This window comes from Streptomyces sp. NPDC018263, assembly GCF_055562575.1.
In genome coordinates this window covers 19,064-44,151 of the sequence record NZ_JBVHFA010000004.1, presented here as the reverse complement: position 1 = coordinate 44,151, position 25,088 = coordinate 19,064, and the positions used below count along the sequence as shown (strand labels likewise).

The window sequence follows — 25,088 nt, the reverse complement described above, 5'->3', positions numbered from 1 at the left end:
ATCGCGAGCCTACCCCCGCGCCCCGATAGGCTCGTGGCCACCATGATCACCGCACAGGTTCCCGCCGACTGGCCCGCCACCGGGGAAGAGGCCCACGCCGTCCAGGACGCGCTGCGCGGCCGTGTCGTCCGCGACGAGCCCGGCCCGCCGCCCGGCACCGGCCATGTCACCGGCGTGGACGTGGCCTACGACGACGCGCGCGACCTGGTCGCGGCGGCGGCCGTGGTCCTGGACGCGGCCACCCTCGCCGTCGTCGCCGAGTCGACCGCCGTGGGCCGGGTCGCCTTTCCGTACGTCCCCGGCCTGCTCGCCTTCCGCGAGCTGCCCGCCGTACTCGCGGCCCTGGACGCGCTGCCCTGTCCGCCCGGTCTCGTCGTCTGCGACGGCTACGGCCTCGCCCATCCCCGCCGCTTCGGCCTCGCCAGCCACCTGGGCGTCCTGACCGGACTGCCCACGATGGGCGTGGCGAAGAACCCGTTCACCTTCACCCACCCCGCCCTCGCCCCGGCGCGGGGGAGCACCGCTTCGCTGCTCGCGGAGGACGGGGAGGACGGGGAGGAGGTGGGCGCGGCCCTGCGCACCCGGAGCGAGGTCAAGCCGGTGTACGTCTCGGTGGGGCACCGGGTGTCCCTGGAGAACGCCGTCGCCCACACCCTCGCGCTCACCCCGCGGTACCGCCTCCCGGAGACGACCCGCAGGGCGGACTCCCTGTGCCGAAGGGCGCTGCGGACTCTCGGCACGCCGACTTGATCAGCGGCGCGTCGCGGGACAGCTCGCGCAGCCCCAGCCCGTAGCTCCGCCGGAAGCGGAAGCCGGGCGGGAGAACCGAACTTCCCTCACGCGCTCCGCTCGGCCACCACCCGGAAGCCGATCCCGGCCGCCCGCAGCCGTTCCAGCAGCGCGTCGCCCATCGCGGTCGCCGGGGTGAGCTGACCGGAGCGGTCCGGGAGGTCGTCCGTCGCCAGCGACAGGGCCGCCTCCGCGAACATCTTCGCCGTCTCCCCGTAACCCGGGTCGCCGCCCGTGACCTCGGTGAACACGCGCCGTCCGCCGCCCTCGCCGACGAAGCGGACGCGGAACCAGCTCCGGGCGCGCTTCTCGGCGTCCGGGCCCTCGCCGGGCTGGAGCCGGCCGGAGAGCCAGGAGCGGACGGGGGCGAGCTGGGCCGCCACCGCGAGGACGCCCACACCCGCGAGCCCCGCCGCCGCGACCGGGAGGTGCTCGACCGCCGCGTAGTGCCGGTAGCGGAAGTCGGGGCCGTAGCGGTCGAGGGACCTGGCGGAGCGGCCCACGATCTGCGGGTCGATGGTGGGCAGCGGCAGCGCCCAGGCGCCGACCTCCCCGGCGAACCGGGGCGCGCCCGTGGGGGCCGAGACCCGGCGGCCCATCAGGCGCGGCTCGTGCCGGGCCCGGTCGCGGGCTGCGGCCCACATGCTCCCGGCCCGCGCGAACTGGTTGAGCGCCGAGGCGAGCGTGCCCCCGGAGAAGGCGGCGTTCACCGTGACGAACCCGTCCACCCGCAGCGGCACCCCCTCGGGCAACTGCCGCACCGTGAAGTACGCGCCCAGGTCGTGCGGTACGGAGTCGAAACCGCAGGCGTGCACCAGCCGGGCGCCGGTCTCGCGGGCGCGGGCGTCGTGGCGGATGAACATCAGGTCCACGAACTCGGGCTCGCCGGTGAGGTCGAGGTAGTCCGTCCCGCTGTCCGCGCAGGCGGCGACCAGTTCCTCGCCGTAGGTGATGTACGGGCCGACGGTCGAGGCGACCACGCGGGCCTGTTCCGCGAGCGCCCGCAGGGTGGTGGGCTCGCTCACGTCGGCCCGGAGCACTCCGATGGCCGAGCCGCCGGGCAGCCGCTCGCGCAGCGCCTCAAGCCTGCCCGGGTCCCGGCCCGCGACGGCCCAGCGCAGGCCCTTCGGAGCGTGGGCGGCGAGATACTCCGCCGTCAGCGTGCCGACGAAGCCGGTGGCGCCGAACAGCACGATGTCGTAGGGGCGGTCCGTGCCGGAGGGACGTTCCGTCGATTTCAGCCTGCTCATGACACTCCTTGCCGTGCAGCCCGCGCGACTGTCGGGGGCCGAGGCTAGCGTGAGCGGTGCGGGGCCCGGCGGGCGCCCCGTGCGGTGTGCCCGGGGAATCGGGGCGCACCGGGGCACTTCGCTAAGCGCCCGCTCGTTCAGGTCTTGTGCCGGGTCGACGGTGTTCCTAGCATCACCGGTGTTACATCGTTTGTGTCATACGCGCTTGGGGGCATGACGGCATGACGACGGCAACGACGCCGGGGCAGGGACCGCTCAGCGGGGTGCGGGTGGTCGAGCTGGCCGGGATCGGGCCCGGCCCCTTCGCCGCGATGCTCCTGGCCGACCTCGGCGCCGACGTGGTCCGGGTGGACCGCCCCGACGGCCCCGGCCTCGGCATCGACCCCGCGCGCGACGTCACCAACCGCAACAAGCGCTCCGTCGTGGTCGACCTCAAGGCCCCGGACGGCGCCGCGCGCGTGCTCGACCTCGCCGAGCGCGCCGACGTGCTGATCGAGGGCTTCCGCCCCGGCGTCGCCGAGCGCCTCGGTGTCGGCCCCGCCGACTGCCACGCCCGCAACCCCCGCCTGGTCTACGGCCGGATGACCGGCTGGGGCCAGGACGGCCCGCTCGCCGACCGCGCCGGGCACGACGCCTCCTACATCGCCGTCACCGGCACCCTCGGCATGATCGGCCGCCCCGGCGAACCCCCGGCCCTGCCCGCCAACCTCCTCGGGGACTACGCGGGCGGCTCCCTCTACCTCGTCGTCGGTGTCCTCGCCGCCCTGCACCACGCCCGCGCCACCGGCACCGGCCAGGTGGTGGACGCCGCCATCGTGGACGGCACCGCCCACCTCTCCGCCATGATCCACGGCATGCTCGCCGCGGGCGCCTGGCAGGACCGCCGCGCCGCGAACCTCCTCGACGGCGGCTGCCCCTACTACGGCACCTACGAGACCGCCGACGGCACGTATATGGCGGTCGGCGCCCTGGAACCCCGGTTCTACGCCGAGTTCCTCCGCCTCCTCGACCTCGACGGCCTGGCCGGCGCCCACCACGACCCGGCTCGCTGGCCCGAGCTGCGCGAACGGGTCGCCGCCCGCTTCAAGTCCGGCACCCGCGCCGAGTGGACGTCCCGCTTCGAGGGCACCGACGCCTGCGTGGCCCCCGTACTGACCCTGCGCGAGGCCCCGCACCATCCCCACCTGGCCGCCCGCGCCACCTTCACCGAGCACGACGGGCTGGTCCAGCCCGCCCCCGCCCCACGTTTCTCCGCCACCCCCACCCGCGTCCGCACCGGCCCCGCCCTGCCCGGCACCGGCGCCGAGGACGTGGCCCGCGACTGGGACCTCCCCGAAGCCACCGCCTGACACCCTCCCGAAAGGCACACCAGTGACCACCGAAGCGTTTGTGTACGACGCGATCCGCACCCCGCGCGGCCGAGGCAAGGCCAACGGCGCGCTGCACGGCACCAAGCCGATCGACCTGGTCGTCGGCCTGATCCACGAGATCCGCGCCCGCTTCCCCGGTCTGGACCCGGCCGCCATCGACGACATCGTGCTCGGCGTCGTCGGCCCCGTCGGCGACCAGGGCTCCGACATCGCCCGCATCGCCGCCGTCGCCGCCGGTCTCCCGGACACCGTGGCCGGCGTACAGGAGAACCGCTTCTGCGCCTCGGGTCTGGAGGCCGTCAACACGGCCGCCGCCAAGGTCCGTTCCGGCTGGGAGGACCTGGTGCTGGCGGGCGGTGTCGAGTCGATGTCGCGGGTGCCGATGGCCTCGGACGGCGGCGCCTGGTTCAACGACCCGATGACCAACCTCGCCACCAACTTCGTCCCGCAGGGCATCGGCGCCGACCTCATCGCCACCATCGAGGGCTTCAGCCGCCGCGACGTCGACGAGTACGCGGCCCTGTCCCAGGAGCGCGCCGCCAACGCTTGGAAGGAGGGCCGCTTCGAGCGCTCGGTCGTCCCGGTCAAGGACCGCGCGGGCCTGACCGTCCTCGACCACGACGAGCACCCTCGCCCCGGCACCACCGCCGACTCCCTCGCCGGTCTCAAGCCGTCCTTCGCCGACATCGGCGAACTCGGCGGCTTCGACGCGGTCGCGCTGCAGAAGTACCACTGGGTGGAGAAGATCGACCACGTCCACCACGCGGGCAACTCCTCCGGCATCGTGGACGGCGCCTCCCTGGTCGCCATCGGCTCCCGCGAGGTGGGGGAGCGGTACGGCCTCACTCCCCGCGCCCGGATCGTCTCCGCCGCCGTCTCCGGCTCCGAGCCGACCATCATGCTCACCGGCCCCGCCCCCGCCACCCGCAAGGCGCTCGCCAAGGCCGGGCTGACCATCGACGACATCGACCTGGTCGAGATCAACGAGGCGTTCGCCGCCGTCGTCCTGCGCTTCGTCAAGGACATGGGCCTGTCCCTGGACAAGGTCAACGTCAACGGCGGCGCCATCGCGCTCGGCCACCCCCTCGGCGCCACCGGCGCGATGATCCTCGGCACCCTCGTGGACGAACTGGAGCGCCAGGACAAGCGGTACGGCCTGGCCACCCTGTGCGTCGGCGGCGGCATGGGCATCGCCACGATCATCGAACGCGTCTGAACTGCCAGCGGAACCAAGCGACTTCTACGAAAGACGACTGCCATGACCGAGAGCACCACCATCCGCTGGGAACAGGACGACACCGGTGTCGTCACCCTCGTCCTCGACGACCCCGGCCAGTCCGCGAACACCATGAACCAGGCGTTCCGCGAGTCCCTCGCTGTGATCACCGACCGGCTGGAGGCCGAGAAGGACTCGATCCGGGGCGTCATCCTCACCTCCGCCAAGAAGACCTTCTTCGCGGGCGGCGACCTGCGCGACCTGATCCGGGTCACCCCCGACACCGCCCAGGACCTCTTCGACGGCGGCCTCGCCATCAAGCGGAACCTGCGCCGCATCGAGACCCTCGGCGTGCCCGTGGTCGCCGCCATCAACGGCGCGGCCCTCGGCGGCGGCTTCGAGATCGCCCTCGCCTGCCACCACCGGATCGCCCTGGACGCCCCCGGCTCCAAGATCGGCTGCCCCGAGGTCACCCTCGGCCTGCTCCCCGGCGGGGGCGGCGTCGCCCGTACCGTCCGGCTGCTCGGCATCACCGACGCGCTGCTCAAGGTGCTGCTCCAGGGCACCCAGTACAACCCGCGCCGCGCGCTGGACAACGGGCTCGTGCACGAGGTGGTCCAGACGCCGGAGGAGCTGACCGCGCGGGCCCGCGCCTTCATCGACGCCAACCCCGAGTCCCGGCAGCCCTGGGACAAGCCCGGCTACAAGATCCCCGGCGGGACCCCGGCCAACCCGAAGTTCGCCGCCAACCTGCCCGCCTTCCCGGCCTCGCTGCGCAAGCAGACCAACGGCGCGCCCTACCCGGCGCCGCGCAACATCCTCGCCGCCGCGGTCGAGGGCGCCCAGGTCGACTTCGAGACCGCGCAGGTCATCGAGGCCCGCTACTTCGTGGAGCTGGCCGCCGGGCAGACCGCGAAGAACATGATCCAGGCGTTCTTCTTCGACCTCCAGGCCGTCAACTCCGGCGTCAGCCGCCCGAAGGGCATCGAGCCGCGCAAGGTCCGCAAGGTGGCCGTGCTCGGCGCGGGCATGATGGGCGCGGGCATCGCCTACTCCTGCGCCCGCGCCGGCATCGAGGTCGTCCTGAAGGACATCTCGCCGGCGGCGGCCGCCAAGGGCAAGGGCTACTCCGAGAAGCTCTGCGCCAAGGCCGTCGCCAAGGGCCGCACCTCCCAGGAGAAGGCCGACGCCCTGCTGGCCCGGATCACCCCGACCGCCGACGCGGCCGACCTCGCGGGCTGCGACGCGGTGATCGAGGCGGTCTTCGAGGACACCGCGCTCAAGCACAAGGTGTTCCAGGAGATCCAGTCCGTCGTGGAGCCCGACGCGCTGCTCTGCTCCAACACCTCCACGCTGCCCATCACCGCGCTGGCCGAGGGGGTCGAGCGGCAGGGCGACTTCATCGGGCTGCACTTCTTCTCGCCGGTCGACAAGATGCCGCTGGTCGAGATCATCAAGGGCGAGCGCACCGGGGACGAGGCGCTGGCCCGCGCCTTCGACCTGGTCCGGCAGATCAACAAGACGCCGATCGTGGTCAACGACTCGCGCGGCTTCTTCACCTCGCGGGTGATCGGCCACTTCATCAACGAGGGCGTCGCGATGGTCGGCGAGGGCATCGAACCCGCGTCGGTGGAGCAGGCCGCGGCCCAGGCGGGCTACCCGGCCAAGGTCCTCTCCCTCATGGACGAGCTGACCCTGACCCTCCCGCGCAAGATCCGCGCGGAGACCCGCCGTGCCGTGGAGGAGGCGGGCGGCACCTGGACCCCGCACCCGGCCGACGAGGTCGTGGACCGCCTGGTCGACCAGTTCGACCGCCCCGGCCGCAGCGGCGGCGCCGGTTTCTACGACTACGAGGACGGCAGGCGCACCGCCCTCTGGCCGGGCCTGCGCGAGCACTTCACCAAGCCGGGCCACGAGATCCCCTTCGAGGACATGCAGGAACGCATGCTCTTCGCCGAGGCCCTCGACACCGTCCGTCTCCTGGAGGAAGGCGTCCTCACCTCCGTCGCCGACGCCAACATCGGCTCCATCCTCGGCATCGGCTTCCCCGGCTGGACCGGCGGCGTCCTCCAGTACATCAACGGCTACGAAGGCGGCCTGCCGGGCTTCGTGGCCCGCTCGCGCGAGCTGGCGGAGCGGTACGGGGAGCGGTTCACCCCGCCCGCGCTGCTGGTGGAGAAGGCGGAGAAGGGCGAGACCTTCACCGACGCGCGCTGACGTCTTCCGCGCGGGGCGCTTTCCGGGGGCCCGGTCCTCCGGAGGGCGCCCCTCGTCGTTCAGGCGAACGTGCGCCGGTAGGTCTGCGGGCTGACGCCGGTGGTGCGCTTGAAACGGTCGCGGAAGGTGGTGGCGGAGGCGAAGCCGACCTGATGGCCGATGCGTTCGACGGAGTGGGCCGTGGTCTCCAGCAGGTGCTGCGCCTGGCGGACGCGGGCGCGGTGCAGCCATTGCAGCGGGGTGGTGCCGGTCTGGTCGCGGAAGCGGCGGATCAAGGTGCGCTTGCTGGTTCCCGCGCGCTCCGCGATGTCGGCGAGGGTGAGATCGCGGGCCAGGTTCTCCCGCAGCCAGGCGAGCAGCGTCTCCCACTCGGAGCCCTGCGGGGTCGGTGCGTGGTCGTGGACGATGAACTGGGCCTGCCCGCCCGCGCGTTCCAGCGGCATCACCGACAGGCGGGCCGCGTCGGCGGCGACCGCCGAGCCGTAGTCACGACGGATCATGTGCAGGCACAGGTCCAGGCCGGCGGCCGCGCCCGCCGAGGTGAGGAACTGGCCGTTGTCGACGTACAGGACGTCCGGGTCGACGTCGACGGCCGGGTGGGTGGCGGCCAGGAGAGCGGCCGCACGCCAGTGGGTCGTGGCGCGCAGGCCGTCCAGCAGACCGGTGGCGGCCAGCGGGAAGGTGCCCACGCAGACGGAGGCGATCCGCGTGCCCGCGGCCGCGGCCGACCGCAGCGCGTCCCGCACGGCGGGGGAGAGCGGGGCGGTGGGTTCCGCGACACCCGGCACGATGATCGTGTCCGCGCCGTCGAGACCCTCCAGCCCCCAGGGGGCGCGCACGGTGAAGGCTCCGGCGTCGATCTCGTCGCGCTCGGCGCACACCCGGACCTGGTAGCCGGGCCGCCCGTCCGGCAGGCGGGTGCGGGAGAACACCTCGATCGGGGTCGACAGGTCGAACGGGATCACCCGGTCCAGGGCGAGGACGGCGACGGTGTGCATGGCAGGAATGTACCTCTCCTTGGCGCTTTCCCGTCGCACCTTGTCATTAGTGCCACTGGGCGATCACGACGGCAACCGGTTGACTTCGGGTGTCCGAAGGAGAACGACCCGAGGGAACCCCCATGCACGCCCAGATCGTCCTGTTCGACGGCTTCGACCCGCTCGACGTCATCGCCCCCTACGAGGTGCTGTACGCCGGCGGCTCGGCGTCGGACGGCGCGGTGAGCGTCGAGCTGGTCTCCGCGGAGGGGCCGCGTGAGGTGGTCAGCGGCACCGGAGGGCTGACCCTGCGCGCCACCGGCGCCGTCGACCTGGCCCGCACGGACCTGCTCCTGGTGCCCGGCGCCTCCGGGCGCGTGGGCGAACCCGGCGAGGTGCCGGACGACGAGGCGGGCGGCGGCGGGCGGGCGCAGGACGAGCTGATTCCGGTGGTGCTGGCCCGCACGCTGACGACCGGGCTCCCCGCACTCCTCAAGCAGGCCATGGACGATCCGGGCATCACGGTCGCCGCCGTCTGCGGCGGCTCGCTCGTCCTGGCCCTGGCGGGTCTGCTGGACGGGCGTCACGCGACCACCCATCACCTGGGCCTCGACCTGCTGGACGCCACCGGCGCCCACGCGGTCCGCGCCCGCGTCGTGGACGACGGCGACCTGGTCACCGGCGCCGGAGTCACCTCCGGGCTCGACCTGGGCCTGTATCTGCTGGAGCGCGAGGTGGGTCCCCGGGTCGCGCACGCCGTCGAAGAGCTGTTCTCCCACGAGCGGCGCGGCACCGTCTGGCGCGCCCAGGGGCCGGCGCCCGCCGCCCTCTGAACACGCGGCCCGCCCGCTCCCCCTCTCGCACCGTCAGAAGGAACATCGGCATGTCCGTAGAAGGCACCTGGCACCTGTCCGTCTCCACACCCGTCGGCCGGATCAGGGCCGTGGTGGAACTCCGCGAGCGGAACGGACTCCTGACGGGCGTCGCCCGCGGAGCCGGTGAGGAGGTGCCGCTCAGCGATGTCGTCCTCGACGGCGACCGGCTCACCTGGAAGCAGGCCGTCACCCAGCCCCTGCGGCTGAACCTGGCGTTCGACGTCACGGTCGACGGTGACACCCTCCGGGGGACCTCCCGGGCCGGCCGCCTCCCCTCCTCGAAGGTCACCGGCGAGCGCCGGCCGGACGGGGAGCAGGCGGCATGACCAAGGTGCTCCTCTCCCTGCACGTCCTGGCCGCCCTCCTCGCGGTGGGGCCGGTCGCCGTGGCCGCGAGCATGTTTCCCGCAACGCTGCGCGGCGCCCTCGGTGGCCCCGCCGACGGCGAGGGCGCCGCCCGGACGACCCTGCGGACCCTGCACCGCATCTGCCGCGTCTACGCCGGCATCGGCGTCGCCGTCCCGCTCTTCGGCTTCGCCACCGCCGGCAGTCTCGGTGTCCTCGGCGACGGCTGGCTGATCGCCTCGATCGTGCTGACCGCGGCGGCCGCGGCGATCCTGGCCCTGCTGATCCTGCCCGCCCAGGACCGTGCGCTGGCCTCGATGACCGGTCCCGTCCCGCTGCCGAGCCCCGTGGCACCCGGCCGCCTCGCCATGCTCACCGGCGTCTTCAACCTGCTGTGGGCCACGGTCACCGTGCTGATGATCGTCCGCCCCGGCTCCACCACGGGCGCGTGATCCGCACCCGGCCGTGCACGACCCTCTAGTCCTCCCGGCCGCGCCCCTCGTCGTCCCCCAGCCACTCCCTGACCTCCTGCCGCAAGGACCGCTGGAACGTGGTCAGGAGGGCCTGGACGACGAGGGGCTGCATGTGGGCGGAGAGGGTGCGGACGTCCTGGGGGGTGTGTTCGGGGACCGCGTCGCGGAGGAGGGAGGAGAGTTCGCGGGCCGCCGCGCGGGAGTGGTCGAGGAGGGTGGTGCGGGCGGCGAGGATGACCTCCTGGGAGAAGGGGAGGTCAAGGAGCTGGACGGCGAGGCGCAGCATGCCGGTGTCCACACGCCAGCCGTCCCCCTCGGGGACCAGGACGTCCATGGCCGCGAGACGCCGTACGTCGTCCTCGGTGAGCCGGCGCCCTGCGCGGCGGTCCAGCTCGGCGCGGCCGACCGTCTCCACCGCCTCGGGGGCCCAGGAGGAGACGACCGCCCGGTGCACCGCGAGGTCCTGGGCGGTGAGGTCGGCCGGGAGCCGGCTGATGTACCGCTCGATCGCCGCCAGCGTCATCCCCTGGAGCCGCAGCTCCTCGATGAGCGCGAGGCGGGCCAGGTGCTCACGGCCGTACCGGCCGACCCGGCGGGGGCCTATCTCGGGCGGCGGCAGCAGACCGCGGGTGCCGTAGAAACGCACCGTGCGCACGGTGACGCCGGACCGCGCGGCCAGCTCGTCGATGGTGAGGGTGGGGTCCTCGGCCTCGGTCGTCATCGCAGCAGTATCGCTGTCGCAGCAGGAGTGTGAAACCCGCGAAGGTCATGTGAGAAGTGCCGCTCTGTGACGTGGAACACCGCATATCGGGTGATCTCTCTGGGAAACTGCTGCCTTGGTCTGTACCGCGACACGATCGTGCGGGCGGGCCGCCCTGTAAGGAACCGGTCCCTCGTGGTCCGGGAGTACCAGAGAGTGGAACGACCCGTGAGCAAGGACGCCGTTGACTCGGCCCCGGCCGCTGCCACCAGGCAAGCGGCCCAGACGCCCGCGGACGCGGGCGACGCCGGTTACAGCAAGGACCTCAAGGCCCGCCACGTCAACATGATCGCCATCGGCGGCGCCATCGGCACCGGCCTGTTCCTCGGAGCGGGCGGCCGCCTGCACAACGCGGGCCCCGCGCTCGCCCTGGCCTACCTGGTCTGCGGAGTCTTCGCCTTCTTCGTGGTCCGCGCGCTGGGCGAGCTGGTCCTGTACCGCCCGTCCTCCGGGTCCTTCGTGTCGTACGCGCGTGAGTTCCTCGGTGAGAAGGGCGCCTATGTCGCCGGCTGGATGTACTTCCTGAACTGGTCGACCACCGGCATCGCCGACATCACCGCGATCGCGCTCTACACGCATTACTGGAGCATGTTCACGTCCATACCGCAGTGGGTGCTGGCACTCGTCGCGCTGGCCGTGGTGCTCGCCGTGAACCTGATCTCGGTGAAGATCTTCGGCGAGATGGAGTTCTGGTTCGCGATCATCAAGGTCGCCACCCTGGTGGGCTTCATGCTCATCGGTATCTTCCTGCTGGCCACCCAGCACGACGTGGGCGGTCACCAGCCCGGCGTCAGCCTCATCACCGATCACGGCGGGATCTTCCCGCACGGCATGATGCCCGTCGTCCTCGTGATGCAGGGCGTGATCTTCGCGTACGCCGCCCTCGAACTGGTCGGCGTCGCCGCCGGTGAGACCGCGGAGCCCGAGAAGGTCGTGCCGCGCGCGGTGAACTCGATCATGTGGCGCGTCGGCGTGTTCTACGTCGGCTCCGTGGTGCTGCTCGCCCTCCTGCTGCCCGGCTCGGTGTACTCCGCCGACCAGAGCCCGTTCGTGACCGTCCTGTCCAAGATCGGCATCCCGGCGGCCGGCGACGTGATGAACCTGGTGGTGCTGACCGCCGCCATGTCCTCGCTGAACTCGGGCCTGTACTCCACCGGCCGCATCCTGCGCTCGATGGCCATGGCCGGTTCCGCGCCGAAGTTCACCAGCCGGATGAACCGCAGCCAGGTTCCCTACGGCGGCATCCTGCTGACCTGCGCGGTCTGCGTGCTCGGCGTCGGCCTGAACTACCTCGTGCCCAGCCAGGCGTTCGAGATCGTGCTGAACGTGGCCTCCCTCGGCATCATCAGCACCTGGGTGATCATCATGGTCTGCCACATGGTCTTCGTCCGCCGCGCCCGCGCGGGCCTGGTCACCCGGCCGCGCTTCCAGCTCAAGTTCAGCCCGGTCACCGAGATCGTCACCATCGCCTTCCTGCTGGTCTGTCTCGGCATGATGTGGAACGACCCCGAGGTGGGCCGCCGCACCCTGTACCTGATCCCGCTGATCGCGGTCCTGCTGGTCGCCGGCTGGTTCGGCGTCCGCCGCCGCGTCACCGCCAACGCCGAGCGAGAGCTGACCGACCTCACGAAGTAGCAGGTCACAGCCACTGTCAGCGGCAGCCCTTACGGTGGCGTCATGTCGGAGGAGATCGTCTACATCCGGGGTGACGCCACCGCGCCATGTGCGGAGGGCGCCCGCGTGATCGCCCATGTCTGCAACGACATCGGCGGCTGGGGGAGGGGCTTCGTCTCCGCGCTGTCCAAGCGCTGGCCGGAGCCGGAGGCGGCCTACCGCGCCTGGTACCGGGGGCGGGCGGCGAACGACTTCGGCCTGGGCGCCGTCCAGCTCGTGGAGGTCGGCCCGCGCCTGTGGGTGGCCAACATGATCGGCCAGCACGGGATCAAGGGCCGAGGCAAGGGCGTCCCGGTGCGGTACGACGCGATCGACACCGCGCTCGGGCGGCTCGCGGAGCGAGTGGCCGGAGTCGGTGTCTCCGTGCACATGCCCCGGATAGGCTGCGGGCTGGCGGGCGGTGAGTGGGCGCTTGTGGAGCCGCTCGTCGCCGGGCGGCTGGCGGGGCGGGGCATTCCCGTGACCGTGTACGACCTGGGGGAGGGCGCATGACGGACGTGCTGGTGCTGGGCGGTGCCGGGGTGGACACCATCGTCCGCGTGCCCGAGCTGCCGCTGCCCTTCGCCGACAGCTATCCCGTGGACACCGGCGTGCACACCCGCGCCGGGCAGACCGGCGACTTCGTCGCGCTGGGCCTGGCCGCGCTGGGCCTCGACGTCCACCACCTCGACCTGATCGGCGACGACCCCGAGGGCGACCTCGTCCGGGCCCTCCACCGGGACCGCGGCATCGCCCTGACCGCGCTGCCCCAGCCCTCCGGCACCAAGCGCGCCGTCAACCTGGTCGGCCCCGACGGCCGCCGCCTCTCCCTGTACGACACCAGCCGCGCCCGCCCCGGCGACCGCTTCCCGGACGACGTGCTGCGCCCCCTCGCGACGGCCGCCCGGCACGTCCACGTGACCATCACCCAGCCCTGCGCCGAGGCCCTGCCCCTGCTGAGGGAGACCGGCGTACCGCTCTCCACCGACCTGCACGACTGGGACGGCGAGAACCCGTACCACGAGCCGTACGCCCTCGCCGCCGACCTGGTCTTCCTCTCCGCCACCGCCCTCACCGACCCCGAGCGCACCATGCGCCGGATAACCGAGCGCGGCCGGGCCCAGGTGGTCGTCGCCACGGCGGGCGCCGAGGGCGCCCATCTGCTGGCCGACGGCGAACTGACCCACGTCCCGCCCGCGACCCCGCCCGCCCCGGTGGTCGACTCCAACGGCGCGGGCGACGCCTTCGCCGCCGCGTTCCTCTACGGCCGCCTCGCCGGGCAGCCGCCCGAGCGCTGCGCCCGCTACGGCGCGCTCGCGGGCGCCTACGCCTGCACCGTCCCCGCCACCCGCACGGACGCGATAGGCCGTGACGGCCTCCTCGGGGAGGAGACCGTCACGGCCTAGACACAGCGGGACTCAGTGCGCGTGCACCTCGTTCGTCGCCTCGATCTTCTTCCACGACTTCGGCTGCGCGGCCTTCGCCGTCAGCGACCGGGCAGAAGAGGCCGAGTCCCGTGCGTCCGGCTTCGACGGCTGGAACAGCCAGGTGTCGAAGAGCGCGGCCAGCGGCTCGCCGGACACCTGCTCGGCGTACTTCTGGAAGTCGGCCACCGAGGCGTTGCCGTAGGCGTGCTTCTGCGGCCAGCCCTTCAGCACGGCGAAGAACGCGTCGTCGCCGATCTCCTCGCGCAGCGCCTGCACGGCCAGCGCGCCCCGGTCGTAGACCGCGAGGTCGAACTGCGCCTCCGGGCCGGGGTCACCGGGCCTGACGGTCCAGAACGGGTCGTCGGCCGGGTGCGAGGCGTACACGTAGTCCGCCAGCTCGCGCGTGGTGCCCTCGCCCTCGTGCTCGGACCAGAGCCACTGCGCGTACCGGGCGAAGCCCTCGTTGATCCAGATGTCCTTCCAGCCCTTGAGCGAGACATCGTCGCCGTACCACTGGTGGGCCAGCTCGTGCACGACCAGCGAGGTGTTGGAGCCGGCCGCGAACTGCTTGGGGCTGTAGAAGACGCGGGTCTGCGTCTCCAGCGCGTACCCGGTGGTGGTGTTGGGGACGTAACCGCCCGCCGAGGAGAACGGATACGGCCCGAAATAGCCGCTCAGCCAGTCCACCAGCTCACCGGTGCGCTCCACGCTCGCCCGCGCCGCGCCGTCGTTCGCGCCGAGGTCCTTGCTGTACGCGTTGATCACCGGCACCCCGCCCTCGGAGGTGGAGGTGGTGATGTCGAACCGGCCGAGCGCGAGAGTGGCCAGATAGGTCGCCTGCGGCTTGTCCTGACGCCAGTTGTAACGCGTCCAGCCCAGCTTCGAACTGGTCGACGCCAGCGTGCCGTTGGAGATCGCCTGGGTACCGTCCGGCACCGCCACCGACACGTCGTAGGTGGCCTTGTCGCTGGGATGGTCGTTGCTCGGGAACCACCACCAGGCCGCCTCGGGCTCGTCCGCCGCGACGGCACCGTCCGGCGTGCGGTGCCAGGTGGAGAAGCCGTACGCGCTCTTCGTGGAGGGCACCCCGCTGTAGCGGACGACCACGGTGACCTGCGTGCCCTTGGTCAGCGGGGTCTTGGGGACGACCACCAGCTCGTGCTCGCCGGACGTGGTGAAGGCGGCCCTGGTGCCGTTGACCCGCACCTCGCTGACGTCCAGCAGGAAGTCCAGGTCGAAGCTGGACAGGTCCTGCGTGGTCTTCGCCAGGATGGTCGCCGTGCCCTGGAGCTCGTCCGTCCTCGGCTGGTACTGGAGCCTCAGGTCGTAGTGCGAGACGTCGTAGCCGCCGTTGCCGTACTGCGGGTAGTAGGGGTCGCCGATGCCCGGCGCGCCGGGTGCGGACGACGCGGCCGACGCCGGGATCGCCAGCAGGAGGGAGGCCGCGGCCAGGGCGCCCGGCGCGATGATTCTGCGGTGCACGTCAGCTCCAAGTCTTCTGGACAGGAAGTCTGTTCGGAGCCTATTCAGTCCCGGACGCTTCTGGCGTGTCCACGACCTCTGCTGTCACACGATCGCCATTCAGCCGTCACGCGTCCCGGTGACCGCCGAAAGGCCCTCTTCTGTACGGGTGTTGACGGGAGTAGCGTCCGCCCATGCCGATTCGCTCGCTCTGGAGAACGCTCGCGGTCCTGGCCGTCGGTGCGCTGACGGCCGTCCTCCTCGCCCCGACCGCCGCCCGGGCGGCACCGCGCGAGAGCAGGCCCGTCTACTCGTACGCCGACGCCGTCCGCGAGTCCGTCTGGGTGGACACCGGCCTGGACGAGGACGGCGACGGGCGCACCGACCGCGTCGCCGCCGACATCGTCCGCCCGTCCGAACCCGCCCGGCAGGGCCGCAAGGTGCCCGTCATCATGGACGCCAGCCCCTACTACTCCTGCTGCGGCCGAGGCAACGAGAGCCAGCGCAAGACGTACGACGCGCAGGGTCACGTCGTGCAAATGCCTCTTTTCTACGACAATTTCTTCGTTCCTCGCGGCTACGCCTTCGTCGGCGTCGACCTCGCCGGCACCAACCGCAGCGACGGCTGCGTGGACGTCGGCGGCCGCTCCGACATCGGCTCCGCCAAGGCCGTCGTGGACTGGCTCGGCGGCCGGGCCCGCGCCTACACCAGCCGCACCGGCGGTACGCAGGTCAAGGCGAGCTGGACCGACGGCGCCACCGGCATGATCGGCAAGAGCTGGGACGCCACCATCGCCAACGGCGTCGCCGCCACCGGCGTCAGGAACCTGAAGACCATCGTCCCGATCAGCGGCATCTCCTCCTGGTACGACTACTACTTCGCCCAGGGCGCCCAGCTCTACGACGGGGGCCCCGACGAACTCGCGGGGTACGTGCAGAGCGACGACGCACAGGCCCACTGCGCCGCCGTGCAGAAGGAACTCGCCGACGGCAGCCCCGACTCCGGCGACTGGACCCGGCTGTGGACCGAGCGGGACTACGTGAAGGACGCGGGCAAGGTCCGCGCCAGCGTGTTCCTGGTGCACGGCATGCAGGACCTCAACGTCCGCACCAAGCACGTCGGCCAGTGGTGGGACGCGCTGGCGAAGCACGGCGTCGAGCGCAAGATCTGGCTCTCCCAGACCGGCCACGTCGACCCCTTCGACTTCCGGCGCGGCGCCTGGGTCGACACCCTGCACCGCTGGTTCGACCACGAACTCCTCGGCTACGACAACGGCATCGACCGCGAGCCCATGGCCGACATCGAGCGCCACCCCGACCAGTGGACCACCTCCGCCGTCTGGCCCCCGCGCGGCACCCGGACCACCACGCTCCACCCGGCCCGTGGCACCACCCCCGGCGTCGGCACCCTGGGCCTGCGCCGCGCCACCGGCACCGAGACGTTCACCGACGACCCGAGCCGGAGCGAGACCGACTGGGCGGCCGACCTCACCAGGTCCACGCCCGACAAGGCGGCCTTCCTCACCCCGGCCCTCACCGGCCCGCTGCGCATCTCCGGCTCCTCCCGCGTGACCGTCACCGCCACCCCGAGCACCAGCAGCGCCCACCTCTCCGCCGTCCTGGTCGACCTGGGCCCGGACACCATCCGCGACTACGCCGACGGCGGCGAGGGCATCACCACCCTCACCGGGCGCACCTGCTACGGCGCGAGCACGGCCGGGGACAGCGCCTGCTTCAAGGCCACCGCGGCCAAGACGGCCGACGTGGGAGCCACCGTCGTCAGCCGGGGCTGGGCCGACCTCGGCCACCACGCCTCGCTCACCAAGGGCGTCCCGCTGACCCCCGGCCGCGCCTACACGATGACGCTCGACCTCGCCGCCACCGACCATGTCGTGCCCGAGGGCCACCGGCTGGCGCTGGTCGTGGCGGGCACCGACAAGGACCTCATCGAACCGCCCGCCGGCCGCCCCGCCCTCACCCTCGACCTGGCCCGCACCACCGCCCGGCTCCCGCTCACCGGCGGCCCGGCCGCCCTGGACCGCGCCACCACCGCACCGCTCACCGAGCGCGCTCTCACCGTCGTCGGCACCCCGCGCTGCCTCACGGGCCACGGCGACGGCTGCCGCGCCGGGTAGACACCGGCCCGGGCGGGGGTGCGACGATGGCACCCTCGCCCAGGTCGCCGGTCGGTCGGAGTGCTCATGCCAGTCGTCACCGAGCTGACGTACTACCCCGTCAAGGGCTGCGCCGGCGTCCCCGTCGACCAGGCGCGGCTGACGCCCGCCGGACTCGCGCACGACCGCAGCTTCATGGTCGTGAGCGAGGAGGGGGTCTTCCGTACCCAGCGGCGCGACCCACGGCTGATCCTGATCCAGCCCGGAGTCACACACGACGGCACCCGACTCACCCTGGAAGCACCGGACTTCGGGACGCTGGCCATCGACGTGGACGCGTCCGGCCCCGCCCGGCCCGTCGAACTGTTCGGCGGCGCCTACCGGGGGATCGACCAGGGCGACACGGTGGCCGACTGGCTGTCCTCCGTGCTCGGCGCGCCCAGCCGGCTGGTCCGCGTACCGCCCGACCACGACCGGGTGACCGACGGCAGGACACCGGGCACCTCCGGGTACGCCGACAGTTCCGCCGTGCACATCCTGTCCCGCGCCACGCTCGACCTGCTGAACGAGAAGCTCGCCGAACGCGGTGAGGGCCCGCTGCCGATGAACCGCTTCCGCCCCAACATCGTCGTCGACGGCTGGCCCGAGCCCCACACCGAGGACCGCGCCCACCACCTCGCCCTCGGCTCGGCCGAACTCGGCTACACCAAGCTCGCCGTCCGCTGCGCCGTCACCATGGTCGACCAGGAGACCGCCGCCCGCTCGGGCCCCGAGCCCCTGCGCACCCTCGCCGTATACCGGCGCGCCGCCCGTGGTGGGGTCGTCTTCGGGGCGAAGTTCGCCGTACTGCGCCCCGGCAAGGTGTCGGTGGGGGACGAGGTGGCCGTCGGGGAGTGGGGCGAGTCGGAGAGGTAAGCCGCCGTACGGCCCGTACGCCCTCGGCCGTGCGTTCGTCCGCCGCCGGCCGGGGCCGCTCCCGCAGGCGGCGGCCGGGAAGCGAGCGCCTGTGCGGACCGCTGCCCGGGCCGTACGTGGGAATACTCATCTCATGTCACCCGTCTACGCCACCTTCGGTCTGGAACCGGCGACCCGCGTCGGCGCCGTGCTCGCCGACGGCGGCCACCAGGTCCACCGCGACTTCGTGGACTTCGTCGTCGACGGCAGCCCGCTGCTCTTCCGGCTCGCCGACCTCGACGCCGTGTCGCCGCTCGCCTCCGACCTCCCGCCCGCCGTCCTCGACGCCCAGGTGCGCGCCCTGCTGCTGGAGGACGAACCCCCGCTGCCCGGCGGCCGGTTCGTGCTCTACGGCTGCCCGGAGTGCGCCGACCTCGGGTGCGGCGCCGTCACCGTCGTCATCGAGCGGGACGGCGACGACTACCGCTGGCGGGACTTCGCCTGGCAGACCGGCGAGCACGTCGACCTCGACCGCGACGGCTACCACGGCACCGGCCCCTTCCACTTCCACGGCCCCGCCTACCGCGCCGCCCTCACCGCCCTGTTGGACGGCACCACCGCCGCCCCGCCGTGCCGGGTACTGCTCATCGGCCCCCGCGCCGGCCTCCTCGCCAAGCTCGCGGCCGCCCTGCGCGGGATCGGCATCGGCGCCGACATCACCCCGGACGCCACCGACGTCCCCGCCGGGGAACTCAGCTCCTACGGAGCCGCTTTGGTCCTCTCCGAGACCCAACGCGCCGCCCTGCGCGAGGTGTTCGAGCGCACCGGCACCGTCCTCGTGGACGACCCGGCCCCGGTCGTCCCGATCCTCGTCGCCCAGCTCCAGCAGGCCCTCGACCGGGCCCCGGACGAGCGCCGCCGCCTCGCCGCGCTGACCGCGACCCCGTACGCCGCCGAGATCGACGTGACCGCGCCGGGCCGCGTGCAGCTCACCGCGTACCGCCTCGACCGGCTCCGCCGCACCCACGTCCGTACCGTGCTGGACGCCGCCCTCGGCCCCGGCCGCCACCGGCTGCCGCTGGACCCGAGGACGGTCCGGGGCGAGGCGTACCTCGTGGCCCGCACCTCGGGCGAGGTGCTGGTGGCAGCGGTCCGGGGCGCGTCGGCCCGCGACTAAAATCGGCGTCCTGATGACTGCCACCCTCGTCGCCAAGAACCTCGCCGCCGGCCACGGCGACCGCTCCCTCTTCACCGGGCTCGACCTCGTCGTCGCGCCCGGAGACGTGATCGGGCTGGTCGGTGCCAACGGCGCGGGCAAGTCCACCCTCCTCAAGATCCTCGCCGGGCTCACCCCGCCCGAGGAGGGCGAGCTGCGGCTCTCCCCGCCGACCGCGACCGTCGGCCACCTCCCGCAGGAGCCCGAGCGTAAGGAGGGCGAGACCGTGGGCGAGTTCCTGGCCCGCCGCACCGGCGTCGCCGAGGCCCAGCGCACCATGGACGAGGCCACCCAGGCCCTGGTCGACGGCTTGCCCGGCGCCGACGACGCGTACGCCACCGCGCTGGACCGCTGGCTGAACCTGGGCGGCGCCGACCTGGAGGAACGCGCCCAGGACGTGACCGGCACCCTCGGCCTCGCCGTCGGCCTGGACCGGCCCATGACCTCCCTGTCCGGCGGCCAGGCGGCCCGCGCCGGACTCGCCTCCCTGCTGCTGTCCCGCTACGACGTCTTCCTGCTGGACGAGCCCACCAACGACCTCGACCTCGACGGCCTGGAGCGGCTGGAACGCTTCGTCGCAGGGCTGCGCGCGGGCACCGTCGTCGTCAGCCACGACCGCGAGTTCCTCACCCGCACCGTCACCAAGGTCCTCGAACTCGACCTGGCCCAGCAGCAGATCAACCTCTACGGCGGCGGCTACGCGGCCTACCTGGAGGAGCGGGACGTGGCCCGCAGGCACGCCCGCGACGACTACGAGGAGTACGCCGACAAGCGCGCCGCCCTCCAGGACCGGGCGCAGACGCAGCGCTCCTGGATGGACAAGGGCGTGAAGAACGCCCGGCGCAAGGCGGGCAACGACAACGACAAGATCGGCCGCAAGTTCCGCAGCGAGGCCAGCGAGAAGCAGGCCGCCAAGGCCCGGCAGACCCAGCGGATGATCGAGCGCCTGGACGTGGTGGAGGAGCCGCGCAAGGAGTGGGAGCTGCGCATGGAGATCGCCGCCGCCCCGCGCTCCGGCGCCGTGGTGGCCACGCTCCGGGACGCCGAGGTCCGGCGCGGTGACTTCACCTTCGGGCCGGTCTCGCTCCAGATCGACTGGGCCGACCGGATCGCGGTCACCGGGGCCAACGGCGCGGGCAAGTCCACCCTGCTCGGCGCGCTGCTCGGCCGGGTCCCGCTGGACTCCGGCGACGCCACGCTGGGCTCCGGGGTGCTGGTCGGCGAGGTCGACCAGGCCCGCAAGCTGTTCCACGGCTCCGAGTCACTGCTCGACGCCTTCCAGGCGGCCGTGCCCGACACCGAGCCGGTCGAGGTACGCACCCTGCTGGCCAAGTTCGGCCTCAAGTCCGACCACGTACTGCGTCCGGCCGCGTCCCTCTCGCCCGGCGAGCGCACCCGCGCCGCCCTCGCCCTGCTCCAGGGACGGGGCGTCAACCTGCTGGTGCTGGACGAGCCGACCAACCACCTCGACCTGCCCGCCATCGAGCAGTTGGAGTCGGCGCTCGACGCCTACGAGGGCACGCTCCTGCTGGTCACCCACGACCGCCGCATGCTGGACGCCATCAAGGTGACCCGCCGCCTGGAGGTCGCGGACGGCCACGTGACCGAACGCTGAACCCCGCCCCTGGCCCGGCGTCGAGGCCGGGCCGGGGGCGGGGCAGAGGTCAGCGGCGGCCCTTCTTCGGGTCGACCAGACCGGCGCGGCGCAGCGCGTCCGCCATGGCGCTGTTGGCCGGGGCGGGGGCGGGACGGCCGCCCCGGTCCTTGCCGCCGCCGTTCCCACGGCCCTGACCGCCACCGCCCTGACGCTGGCCCTGGCCCTGGCCCTGGCCTTGACCGCCCTGGCCCTGCCGCTGCTGGGGCGGACGCGCGCCGCCGCCCCGCTGCTGCCGGGGGCCGCGCTCCTGCGGGGCCGCCTCGTCGTCCAGCCGCAGCGTCAGCGCGATCCGCTTGCGCGGGATGTCCACGTCCAGGACCTTCACCTTGACGATGTCACCCGGCTTGGTGACGTCCCGAGGGTCCTTGACGAACGTCTTCGACATCGCGGACACGTGCACCAGACCGTCCTGGTGCACGCCGATGTCCACGAACGCGCCGAAGGCGGCCACGTTCGTCACCACGCCCTCCAGCACCATCCCCGCGGAGAGGTCGGAGAGCTTCTCCACGCCCTCCTTGAAGGTGGCCGTCCTGAACGCCGGACGCGGGTCGCGGCCCGGCTTCTCCAGCTCCTTCAGGATGTCGGACACCGTCGGCAGACCGAAGGTGTCGTCCACGAAGTCGGCGGCCCGCAGCGAGCGCAGCACCCCGGTGTTGCCGACCAGCGAGGCCACCTCCTGCCCCGTCGTCTTCACCATCCGCCGCACCACCGGGTACGACTCCGGGTGCACGCTGGAGGAGTCCAGCGGGTCGCTGCCGCCCCGGATGCGCAGGAAGCCCGCACACTGCTCGTACGCCTTCGGGCCCAGCCGGGGCACCTTCTTCAGTTCCGTGCGCGAGGTGAACGGGCCGTTCTCGTCGCGGTGCGTCACGATGTTCTCGGCCAGCGTCGCGGAGATGCCGGACACCCGCGAAAGCAGCGGCACGGACGCGGTGTTGACGTCCACACCGACGCCGTTCACACAGTCCTCGACCACCGCGTCCAGCGAGCGGGACAGCTTCACCTCGGAGAGGTCGTGCTGGTACTGGCCGACGCCGATCGACTTGGGGTCGATCTTCACCAGCTCGGCCAGCGGGTCCTGGAGCCGCCGGGCGATGGAGACGGCGCCGCGCAACGACACGTCCATGCCGGGCAGTTCACGGGAGGCGTACTCCGACGCCGAGTACACCGAAGCGCCCGCCTCGGACACCATCACCTTGGTGAGGTTCAACTCCGGGTGTTTGGCGATGAGTTCGGTCGCCAGCTTGTCCGTCTCGCGGGAGGCGGTGCCGTTGCCGATGGCGACCAGGTCGACCGCGTGCTCCTTGGCCAGCCGGGCCAGCCTGGCGATCGCCTCGTCCCACTTGTTGGCGGGCACGTGCGGGTAGATCACATCGGTGGCGACGGCCTTGCCGGTCGCGTCGACCACGGCCACCTTCACCCCGGTGCGGAAACCGGGGTCCAGGCCCAGCGTGGCACGGGTGCCGGCCGGGGCGGCCAGCAGCAGGTCGCGCAGGTTGGCGGCGAACACGTCGACCGCCTCGTCCTCGGCGGCCGTACGCAGCCGCAGCCTCAGGTCGATGCCGAGGTGGACCAGGACGCGGGTGCGCCAGGCCCAGCGGACCGTGTCGGCGAGCCACTTGTCACCGGGACGGCCCCGGTCCGCGATGCCGAACCTGTTCGCGATGATGCCCTCGTAGGAAGACCGGCCGGCCTCCGTGGGCTCCTCCGGCTCCAGGACGAGATCGAGGACCTCCTCCTTCTCGCCGCGCAGCATCGCCAGAATCCGGTGCGAGGGGAGCGCGGTGAACGGCTCGGTGAAGTCGAAGTAGTCGGCGAACTTGGCGCCCGCCTCCTCCTTGCCCTCCCGCACCTTGGCGGCCAGCCGGCCGCGCGTCCACATCCGTTCGCGCAGCTCGCCGATCAGGTCGGCGTCCTCGGAGAACCGCTCCGTCAGGATCGCCCGCGCGCCGTCCAGGGCTGCCTGCGTGTCCGCGACACCCTTGTCCGCGTCCACGAACGCGGCCGCGGCGGCCGCCGGTTCCACCGACGGATCGCTCAACAGCCCCTCGGCCAGCGGCTCCAGACCGGCCTCCCGCGCGATCTGCGCCTTGGTGCGCCGCTTCGGCTTGTACGGCAGGTAGATGTCCTCCAGGCGCGCCTTGGTCTCGGCGCCCCGGATGCGCTCCTCCAGCTCGGGAGTGAGCTTGCCCTGCTCGCGCACCGACTCCAGGATCGCGCTCCGGCGGTCCTCCAGCTCGCGCAGATACCGCAGCCTCTCCTCGATACTGCGAAGCTGCGCGTCGTCCAGGAGCTCCGTCGCCTCCTTGCGGTAGCGGGCGATGAAGGGCACCGTGGAACCGCCGTCCAGCAGTTCCACCGCGGCCTTCACCTGCCGCTCCCGTACGCCGAGTTCCCCGGCGATCCTGCCTTCGATGGACCCTGTGAGGGGTGTCGTCACGATCCCGTACCGCCTTCTGACGCCTGACGTTGCGCGGCAATTGTGGCAGGTGGCACCGGGATGCGGACGACAGGGCGCACCGGGCGCCCCGCGTCAGGCCCGCCCGCTGGACGCTCCGCCGAACAGCCGGGCGAGCGCCCGGAACGGCAGGGTGACGACGGTGGCGATCGCCCCGCCTATCTGGCGCAGCACATCGGCGATGGCACGGAACATGAGAGAACTCCAATCCACCCGGCGGTTTGCCCGGTCCGCACCGGGTACCCCATGCGCGGCCCAACACGCCCCGGCCGGTTCACCCGGTTGTGGGCACGCTCCAGGTGAACCGGGGTTCCCGGCGCTCCAGGAAGGCGGTCACGCCCTCTTCCGTGTCGGGGCAGGCGAGGGCCTGGGCGGTCCAGTGGGGGTCGCGGTCGGTGCGGCCGTCGGCGTACTCCTTGGCGGCGGCCTGGGTGAGGAGGGAGCGGGTGGCCAGGGTGGCGGTGAGGGCGGCGACGCGCTTGTCCAGCTCGCCCTCCGGGAGCACCTCGTCCACCAGGCCGGTGCGCAGCGCGCGGTCGGTGCCGATCAGCTCGGCCGAGAAGAGCAGGTACTTGGCGGTGGCCGGGCCGACCAGGGACACCAGACGGCGGGTGGAGGAGGCGGGGTAGACGATGCCGAGCCGCGCCGGGGTCACCCCGAACAGCGCGCCCTCCTCCGCCAGCCGGAGGTCGCAGGCGGCCGCGAGCTGGGACCCGCCGCCGACGCAGTGACCCCGGATCGCGGCGAGCGTCGGCTTGGGGAACGCCGCCAGCGCCTCCTCGGCGGCCACCGCGAGACCCTGCGCCTCGGCGGGCGAACCCCGCAGCGTGGAGATGTCCGCGCCCGCGCAGAAGGTCCCGCCTTCCCCGGTGAGCACCAGCGCGCGCACCTCGGGGTCGGCGGCCAGCCCGGCCAGCAGCGGGGGCAGCGCGCGCCACATCGCGGCCGTCATGGCGTTGCGCTTGGCCGGGTGGCGGATGACGACGGTGGCTACGCGGTCGGCGACGGCGTGCGACAGCTCGGGCTCCATGCGGCGGATGCTATCGACGCCGACCGGGCGGGTGCCGGGGACGGCCCGGTGAGTTGGCTCGCACCACCGGGAAGGGCCTGGGCCGGGGCTTCAGTTGGCTCGCGGTGCTCGGGGTGGTCCTGGTGGTCGCCGGGATCGTCGGCCTGGTCTACACGGCGGCGGCCTGATCGCCGCAGGCTACGGGGGTCGCCGCGTGGTCGGCATGATGGGCGACGGGTCCGTACAACCTGAATAGTTCTCGTACCGGACGTCGGGGCGACAGATACCGTCATCCGCGCGACCGCACCGTACGGAAGCGGTCGGAATCGTTCGATACTCGCTGACTTGTGTTCAGTCCTCCGGGGTGGACCTCGTTGTTACCAACACTCGACGTGTGGTGACAATCGAGCGCGAGGGTGGCGACCGGACGATGGACAACCACGGGCGCGGGGGTGTGCCGCGCCCCGCGGAGGGCGCCGAGCGCCCGCCCGAAACCCTGCCGTACGAAGGAGTGTGGCGGTTCACCGCCCCCGCCGTGGACGCCTCGGTCCCGCAGGCGCGGCACGCCGTACGGGATCTGCTGACGCGCCAGGGCGTACCGGTCGCGGACGAAGTGGTGGACGGACTGCTGCTGATCGTCTCCGAGCTGGTCACGAACGCGGTCAAGCACGCCGCGCTGCTCTCCCCGATGCTCGGGGTCGAGGTGGCCGTCGGCGCCGAGTGGGTCCGGGTCTCGGTGGAGGACAACCACCCCTACCGGCCGACCGCGCTGGAGGCCGACCACGGCCAGACCGGCGGCCGGGGCCTGCTGCTGGTGCGCGAGGTGGCGCGCGAGGCGGGCGGCGCGGTCGACGTGGAGCACACGGCGAGCGGCGGCAAGGTGATCTGGGCCGCCCTGCCGCTCAAACCCGCGCTGTACAGATGAGGG

At 72.8% G+C, this 25,088-nt stretch carries 22 protein-coding genes; 15 read left to right on the top strand and 7 right to left on the bottom strand.

All coding sequences use genetic code 11. The features are described 5' to 3' along the window. Positions 1–42 precede the first annotated feature (42 nt). Positions 43–750, top strand: a complete 708-nt coding sequence (locus tag ACZ3HQ_RS12655) for an endonuclease V (RefSeq protein WP_467510101.1) — start codon at positions 43–45, stop codon at positions 748–750. An 86-nt stretch (positions 751–836) separates the two neighbouring features. Here ACZ3HQ_RS12655 and ACZ3HQ_RS12650 read toward each other — a convergent pair whose 3' ends face one another. Further along, entirely contained in the window at positions 837–2,039 is a 1,203-nt protein-coding gene (locus tag ACZ3HQ_RS12650) for a saccharopine dehydrogenase family protein (RefSeq protein ID WP_467510099.1), read from the bottom strand. Positions 2,040–2,260: 221 nt separating this feature from the next. Here ACZ3HQ_RS12650 and ACZ3HQ_RS12645 point away from each other — a divergent pair, with 221 nt between their 5' ends. The 3 genes from ACZ3HQ_RS12645 to ACZ3HQ_RS12635 are packed head-to-tail and all read left to right on the top strand — an operon-like array spanning position 2,261 to position 6,842. Then, positions 2,261–3,388: a CaiB/BaiF CoA transferase family protein gene (locus ACZ3HQ_RS12645; protein WP_467510097.1), complete on the top strand. Its 1,128-nt coding sequence runs from the start codon at positions 2,261–2,263 to the stop codon at positions 3,386–3,388. A 22-nt stretch (positions 3,389–3,410) separates the two neighbouring features. Beyond that, complete coding sequence (locus ACZ3HQ_RS12640; RefSeq protein WP_130329048.1) at positions 3,411–4,625, top strand: acetyl-CoA C-acetyltransferase; 1,215 nt, start codon at positions 3,411–3,413, stop codon at positions 4,623–4,625. 42 nt (positions 4,626–4,667) lie between these two features. Then, a complete protein-coding gene (locus ACZ3HQ_RS12635; protein WP_467510095.1) occupies positions 4,668–6,842 on the top strand; it encodes a 3-hydroxyacyl-CoA dehydrogenase NAD-binding domain-containing protein in 2,175 nt (724 codons plus the stop codon). A 59-nt stretch (positions 6,843–6,901) separates the two neighbouring features. Here ACZ3HQ_RS12635 and ACZ3HQ_RS12630 read toward each other — a convergent pair whose 3' ends face one another. Further along, on the bottom strand, positions 6,902–7,840 hold the full coding sequence (locus ACZ3HQ_RS12630) for a GlxA family transcriptional regulator (RefSeq protein WP_467510093.1): 939 nt from the start codon (positions 7,838–7,840) through the stop codon (positions 6,902–6,904). 122 nt (positions 7,841–7,962) lie between these two features. Here ACZ3HQ_RS12630 and ACZ3HQ_RS12625 point away from each other — a divergent pair, with 122 nt between their 5' ends. From ACZ3HQ_RS12625 to ACZ3HQ_RS12615, 3 genes are read left to right on the top strand one after another with little or no spacing between them, the layout of a single operon-like run. Next, positions 7,963–8,652 (top strand): DJ-1/PfpI family protein, encoded by a 690-nt coding sequence (locus tag ACZ3HQ_RS12625; RefSeq protein ID WP_467510092.1) that lies wholly within the window; start codon positions 7,963–7,965, stop codon positions 8,650–8,652. A gap of 50 nt (positions 8,653–8,702) precedes the next feature. Beyond that, positions 8,703–9,020: a hypothetical protein gene (locus tag ACZ3HQ_RS12620; protein ID WP_467510090.1), complete on the top strand. Its 318-nt coding sequence runs from the start codon at positions 8,703–8,705 to the stop codon at positions 9,018–9,020. Next, positions 9,017–9,490 (top strand): hypothetical protein, encoded by a 474-nt coding sequence (locus ACZ3HQ_RS12615; protein WP_467510088.1) that lies wholly within the window; start codon positions 9,017–9,019, stop codon positions 9,488–9,490. Before ACZ3HQ_RS12620 ends, ACZ3HQ_RS12615 begins: the two co-directional genes overlap by 4 nt. 25 nt (positions 9,491–9,515) lie before the next feature. Here the strand turns inward: ACZ3HQ_RS12615 and ACZ3HQ_RS12610 are convergent, their stop codons facing one another. Then, positions 9,516–10,232 carry a MerR family transcriptional regulator gene (locus ACZ3HQ_RS12610; protein ID WP_467510086.1) on the bottom strand — a complete coding sequence of 239 codons (717 nt, stop codon included), beginning with the start codon at positions 10,230–10,232 and terminating at the stop codon, positions 9,516–9,518. Positions 10,233–10,439: 207 nt separating this feature from the next. Here ACZ3HQ_RS12610 and ACZ3HQ_RS12605 point away from each other — a divergent pair, with 207 nt between their 5' ends. The 3 genes from ACZ3HQ_RS12605 to ACZ3HQ_RS12595 are packed head-to-tail and all read left to right on the top strand — an operon-like array spanning position 10,440 to position 13,330. Beyond that, a complete protein-coding gene (locus ACZ3HQ_RS12605) occupies positions 10,440–11,906 on the top strand; it encodes an amino acid permease (protein ID WP_467510084.1) in 1,467 nt (488 codons plus the stop codon). 42 nt (positions 11,907–11,948) lie between these two features. After that, positions 11,949–12,437: a macro domain-containing protein gene (locus tag ACZ3HQ_RS12600; RefSeq protein ID WP_467510082.1), complete on the top strand. Its 489-nt coding sequence runs from the start codon at positions 11,949–11,951 to the stop codon at positions 12,435–12,437. Continuing rightward, on the top strand, positions 12,434–13,330 hold the full coding sequence (locus tag ACZ3HQ_RS12595; RefSeq protein ID WP_467510080.1) for a PfkB family carbohydrate kinase: 897 nt from the start codon (positions 12,434–12,436) through the stop codon (positions 13,328–13,330). The genes ACZ3HQ_RS12600 and ACZ3HQ_RS12595 overlap by 4 nt, the downstream gene beginning before the upstream one ends. A 12-nt stretch (positions 13,331–13,342) precedes the next feature. Here the strand turns inward: ACZ3HQ_RS12595 and ACZ3HQ_RS12590 are convergent, their stop codons facing one another. Then, positions 13,343–14,833, bottom strand: coding sequence for a M1 family metallopeptidase (locus ACZ3HQ_RS12590; RefSeq protein WP_467510078.1), 1,491 nt, complete (start codon positions 14,831–14,833; stop codon positions 13,343–13,345). A 173-nt stretch (positions 14,834–15,006) separates the two neighbouring features. On the opposite strand from ACZ3HQ_RS12590, the gene ACZ3HQ_RS12585 reads away from it, so the two are divergent. The 4 genes from ACZ3HQ_RS12585 (at position 15,007) to ACZ3HQ_RS12570 (ending at position 20,651) form a co-directional block, all read left to right on the top strand. Then, positions 15,007–16,947 carry a Xaa-Pro dipeptidyl-peptidase gene (locus ACZ3HQ_RS12585; protein ID WP_467510076.1) on the top strand — a complete coding sequence of 647 codons (1,941 nt, stop codon included), beginning with the start codon at positions 15,007–15,009 and terminating at the stop codon, positions 16,945–16,947. 66 nt (positions 16,948–17,013) lie between these two features. After that, a complete protein-coding gene (locus ACZ3HQ_RS12580; RefSeq protein ID WP_467510074.1) occupies positions 17,014–17,841 on the top strand; it encodes an MOSC domain-containing protein in 828 nt (275 codons plus the stop codon). Between the two features lie 133 nt (positions 17,842–17,974). Beyond that, the gene (locus ACZ3HQ_RS12575) at positions 17,975–18,997 is read left to right on the top strand and encodes an oxidoreductase (RefSeq protein ID WP_467510072.1); all 1,023 of its coding nucleotides are present in this window, start codon (positions 17,975–17,977) and stop codon (positions 18,995–18,997) included. 13 nt (positions 18,998–19,010) lie between these two features. After that, positions 19,011–20,651 (top strand): ABC-F family ATP-binding cassette domain-containing protein, encoded by a 1,641-nt coding sequence (locus ACZ3HQ_RS12570; protein ID WP_467510070.1) that lies wholly within the window; start codon positions 19,011–19,013, stop codon positions 20,649–20,651. A gap of 49 nt (positions 20,652–20,700) precedes the next feature. On the opposite strand, the gene ACZ3HQ_RS12565 is transcribed toward ACZ3HQ_RS12570, so the two are convergent. The 3 genes from ACZ3HQ_RS12565 to ACZ3HQ_RS12555 form a co-directional block, all read right to left on the bottom strand. After that, the gene (locus tag ACZ3HQ_RS12565; RefSeq protein WP_467510068.1) at positions 20,701–23,133 is read right to left on the bottom strand and encodes a Tex family protein; all 2,433 of its coding nucleotides are present in this window, start codon (positions 23,131–23,133) and stop codon (positions 20,701–20,703) included. A gap of 93 nt (positions 23,134–23,226) precedes the next feature. Then, positions 23,227–23,346: an LPFR motif small protein gene (locus ACZ3HQ_RS12560; protein WP_254641675.1), complete on the bottom strand. Its 120-nt coding sequence runs from the start codon at positions 23,344–23,346 to the stop codon at positions 23,227–23,229. A gap of 79 nt (positions 23,347–23,425) precedes the next feature. Continuing rightward, the gene (locus ACZ3HQ_RS12555) at positions 23,426–24,181 is read right to left on the bottom strand and encodes an enoyl-CoA hydratase/isomerase family protein (protein ID WP_467510066.1); all 756 of its coding nucleotides are present in this window, start codon (positions 24,179–24,181) and stop codon (positions 23,426–23,428) included. Positions 24,182–24,590: 409 nt separating this feature from the next. Between ACZ3HQ_RS12555 and ACZ3HQ_RS12550 the strand changes: the two genes are divergently transcribed. After that, positions 24,591–25,085, top strand: coding sequence for an ATP-binding protein (locus tag ACZ3HQ_RS12550; protein WP_467511045.1), 495 nt, complete (start codon positions 24,591–24,593; stop codon positions 25,083–25,085). Positions 25,086–25,088: the final 3 nt, after the last annotated feature.

Excerpts from the sequence above, each read along its gene's own strand:
- ACZ3HQ_RS12560 (WP_254641675.1), bottom strand. The coding sequence starts at position 23,346 with ATGTTCCGTGCCATCGCCGATGTGCTGCGCCAGATAGGCGGGGCGATC.
- ACZ3HQ_RS12650 (WP_467510099.1), bottom strand. The coding sequence starts at position 2,039 with ATGAGCAGGCTGAAATCGACGGAACGTCCCTCCGGCACGGACCGCCCC.
- ACZ3HQ_RS12655 (WP_467510101.1), top strand. The coding sequence starts at position 43 with ATGATCACCGCACAGGTTCCCGCCGACTGGCCCGCCACCGGGGAAGAG.
- ACZ3HQ_RS12580 (WP_467510074.1), top strand. The coding sequence starts at position 17,014 with ATGCCAGTCGTCACCGAGCTGACGTACTACCCCGTCAAGGGCTGCGCC.
- ACZ3HQ_RS12615 (WP_467510088.1), top strand. The coding sequence starts at position 9,017 with ATGACCAAGGTGCTCCTCTCCCTGCACGTCCTGGCCGCCCTCCTCGCG.
- ACZ3HQ_RS12620 (WP_467510090.1), top strand. The coding sequence starts at position 8,703 with ATGTCCGTAGAAGGCACCTGGCACCTGTCCGTCTCCACACCCGTCGGC.
- ACZ3HQ_RS12595 (WP_467510080.1), top strand. The coding sequence starts at position 12,434 with ATGACGGACGTGCTGGTGCTGGGCGGTGCCGGGGTGGACACCATCGTC.
- ACZ3HQ_RS12635 (WP_467510095.1), top strand. The coding sequence starts at position 4,668 with ATGACCGAGAGCACCACCATCCGCTGGGAACAGGACGACACCGGTGTC.
- ACZ3HQ_RS12575 (WP_467510072.1), top strand. The coding sequence starts at position 17,975 with ATGTCACCCGTCTACGCCACCTTCGGTCTGGAACCGGCGACCCGCGTC.
- ACZ3HQ_RS12610 (WP_467510086.1), bottom strand. The coding sequence starts at position 10,232 with ATGACGACCGAGGCCGAGGACCCCACCCTCACCATCGACGAGCTGGCC.
- ACZ3HQ_RS12645 (WP_467510097.1), top strand. The coding sequence starts at position 2,261 with ATGACGACGGCAACGACGCCGGGGCAGGGACCGCTCAGCGGGGTGCGG.
- ACZ3HQ_RS12630 (WP_467510093.1), bottom strand. The coding sequence starts at position 7,840 with ATGCACACCGTCGCCGTCCTCGCCCTGGACCGGGTGATCCCGTTCGAC.
- ACZ3HQ_RS12625 (WP_467510092.1), top strand. The coding sequence starts at position 7,963 with ATGCACGCCCAGATCGTCCTGTTCGACGGCTTCGACCCGCTCGACGTC.
- ACZ3HQ_RS12585 (WP_467510076.1), top strand. The coding sequence starts at position 15,007 with ATGCCGATTCGCTCGCTCTGGAGAACGCTCGCGGTCCTGGCCGTCGGT.
- ACZ3HQ_RS12570 (WP_467510070.1), top strand. The coding sequence starts at position 19,011 with ATGACTGCCACCCTCGTCGCCAAGAACCTCGCCGCCGGCCACGGCGAC.
- ACZ3HQ_RS12550 (WP_467511045.1), top strand. The coding sequence starts at position 24,591 with ATGGACAACCACGGGCGCGGGGGTGTGCCGCGCCCCGCGGAGGGCGCC.
- ACZ3HQ_RS12600 (WP_467510082.1), top strand. The coding sequence starts at position 11,949 with ATGTCGGAGGAGATCGTCTACATCCGGGGTGACGCCACCGCGCCATGT.
- ACZ3HQ_RS12555 (WP_467510066.1), bottom strand. The coding sequence starts at position 24,181 with ATGGAGCCCGAGCTGTCGCACGCCGTCGCCGACCGCGTAGCCACCGTC.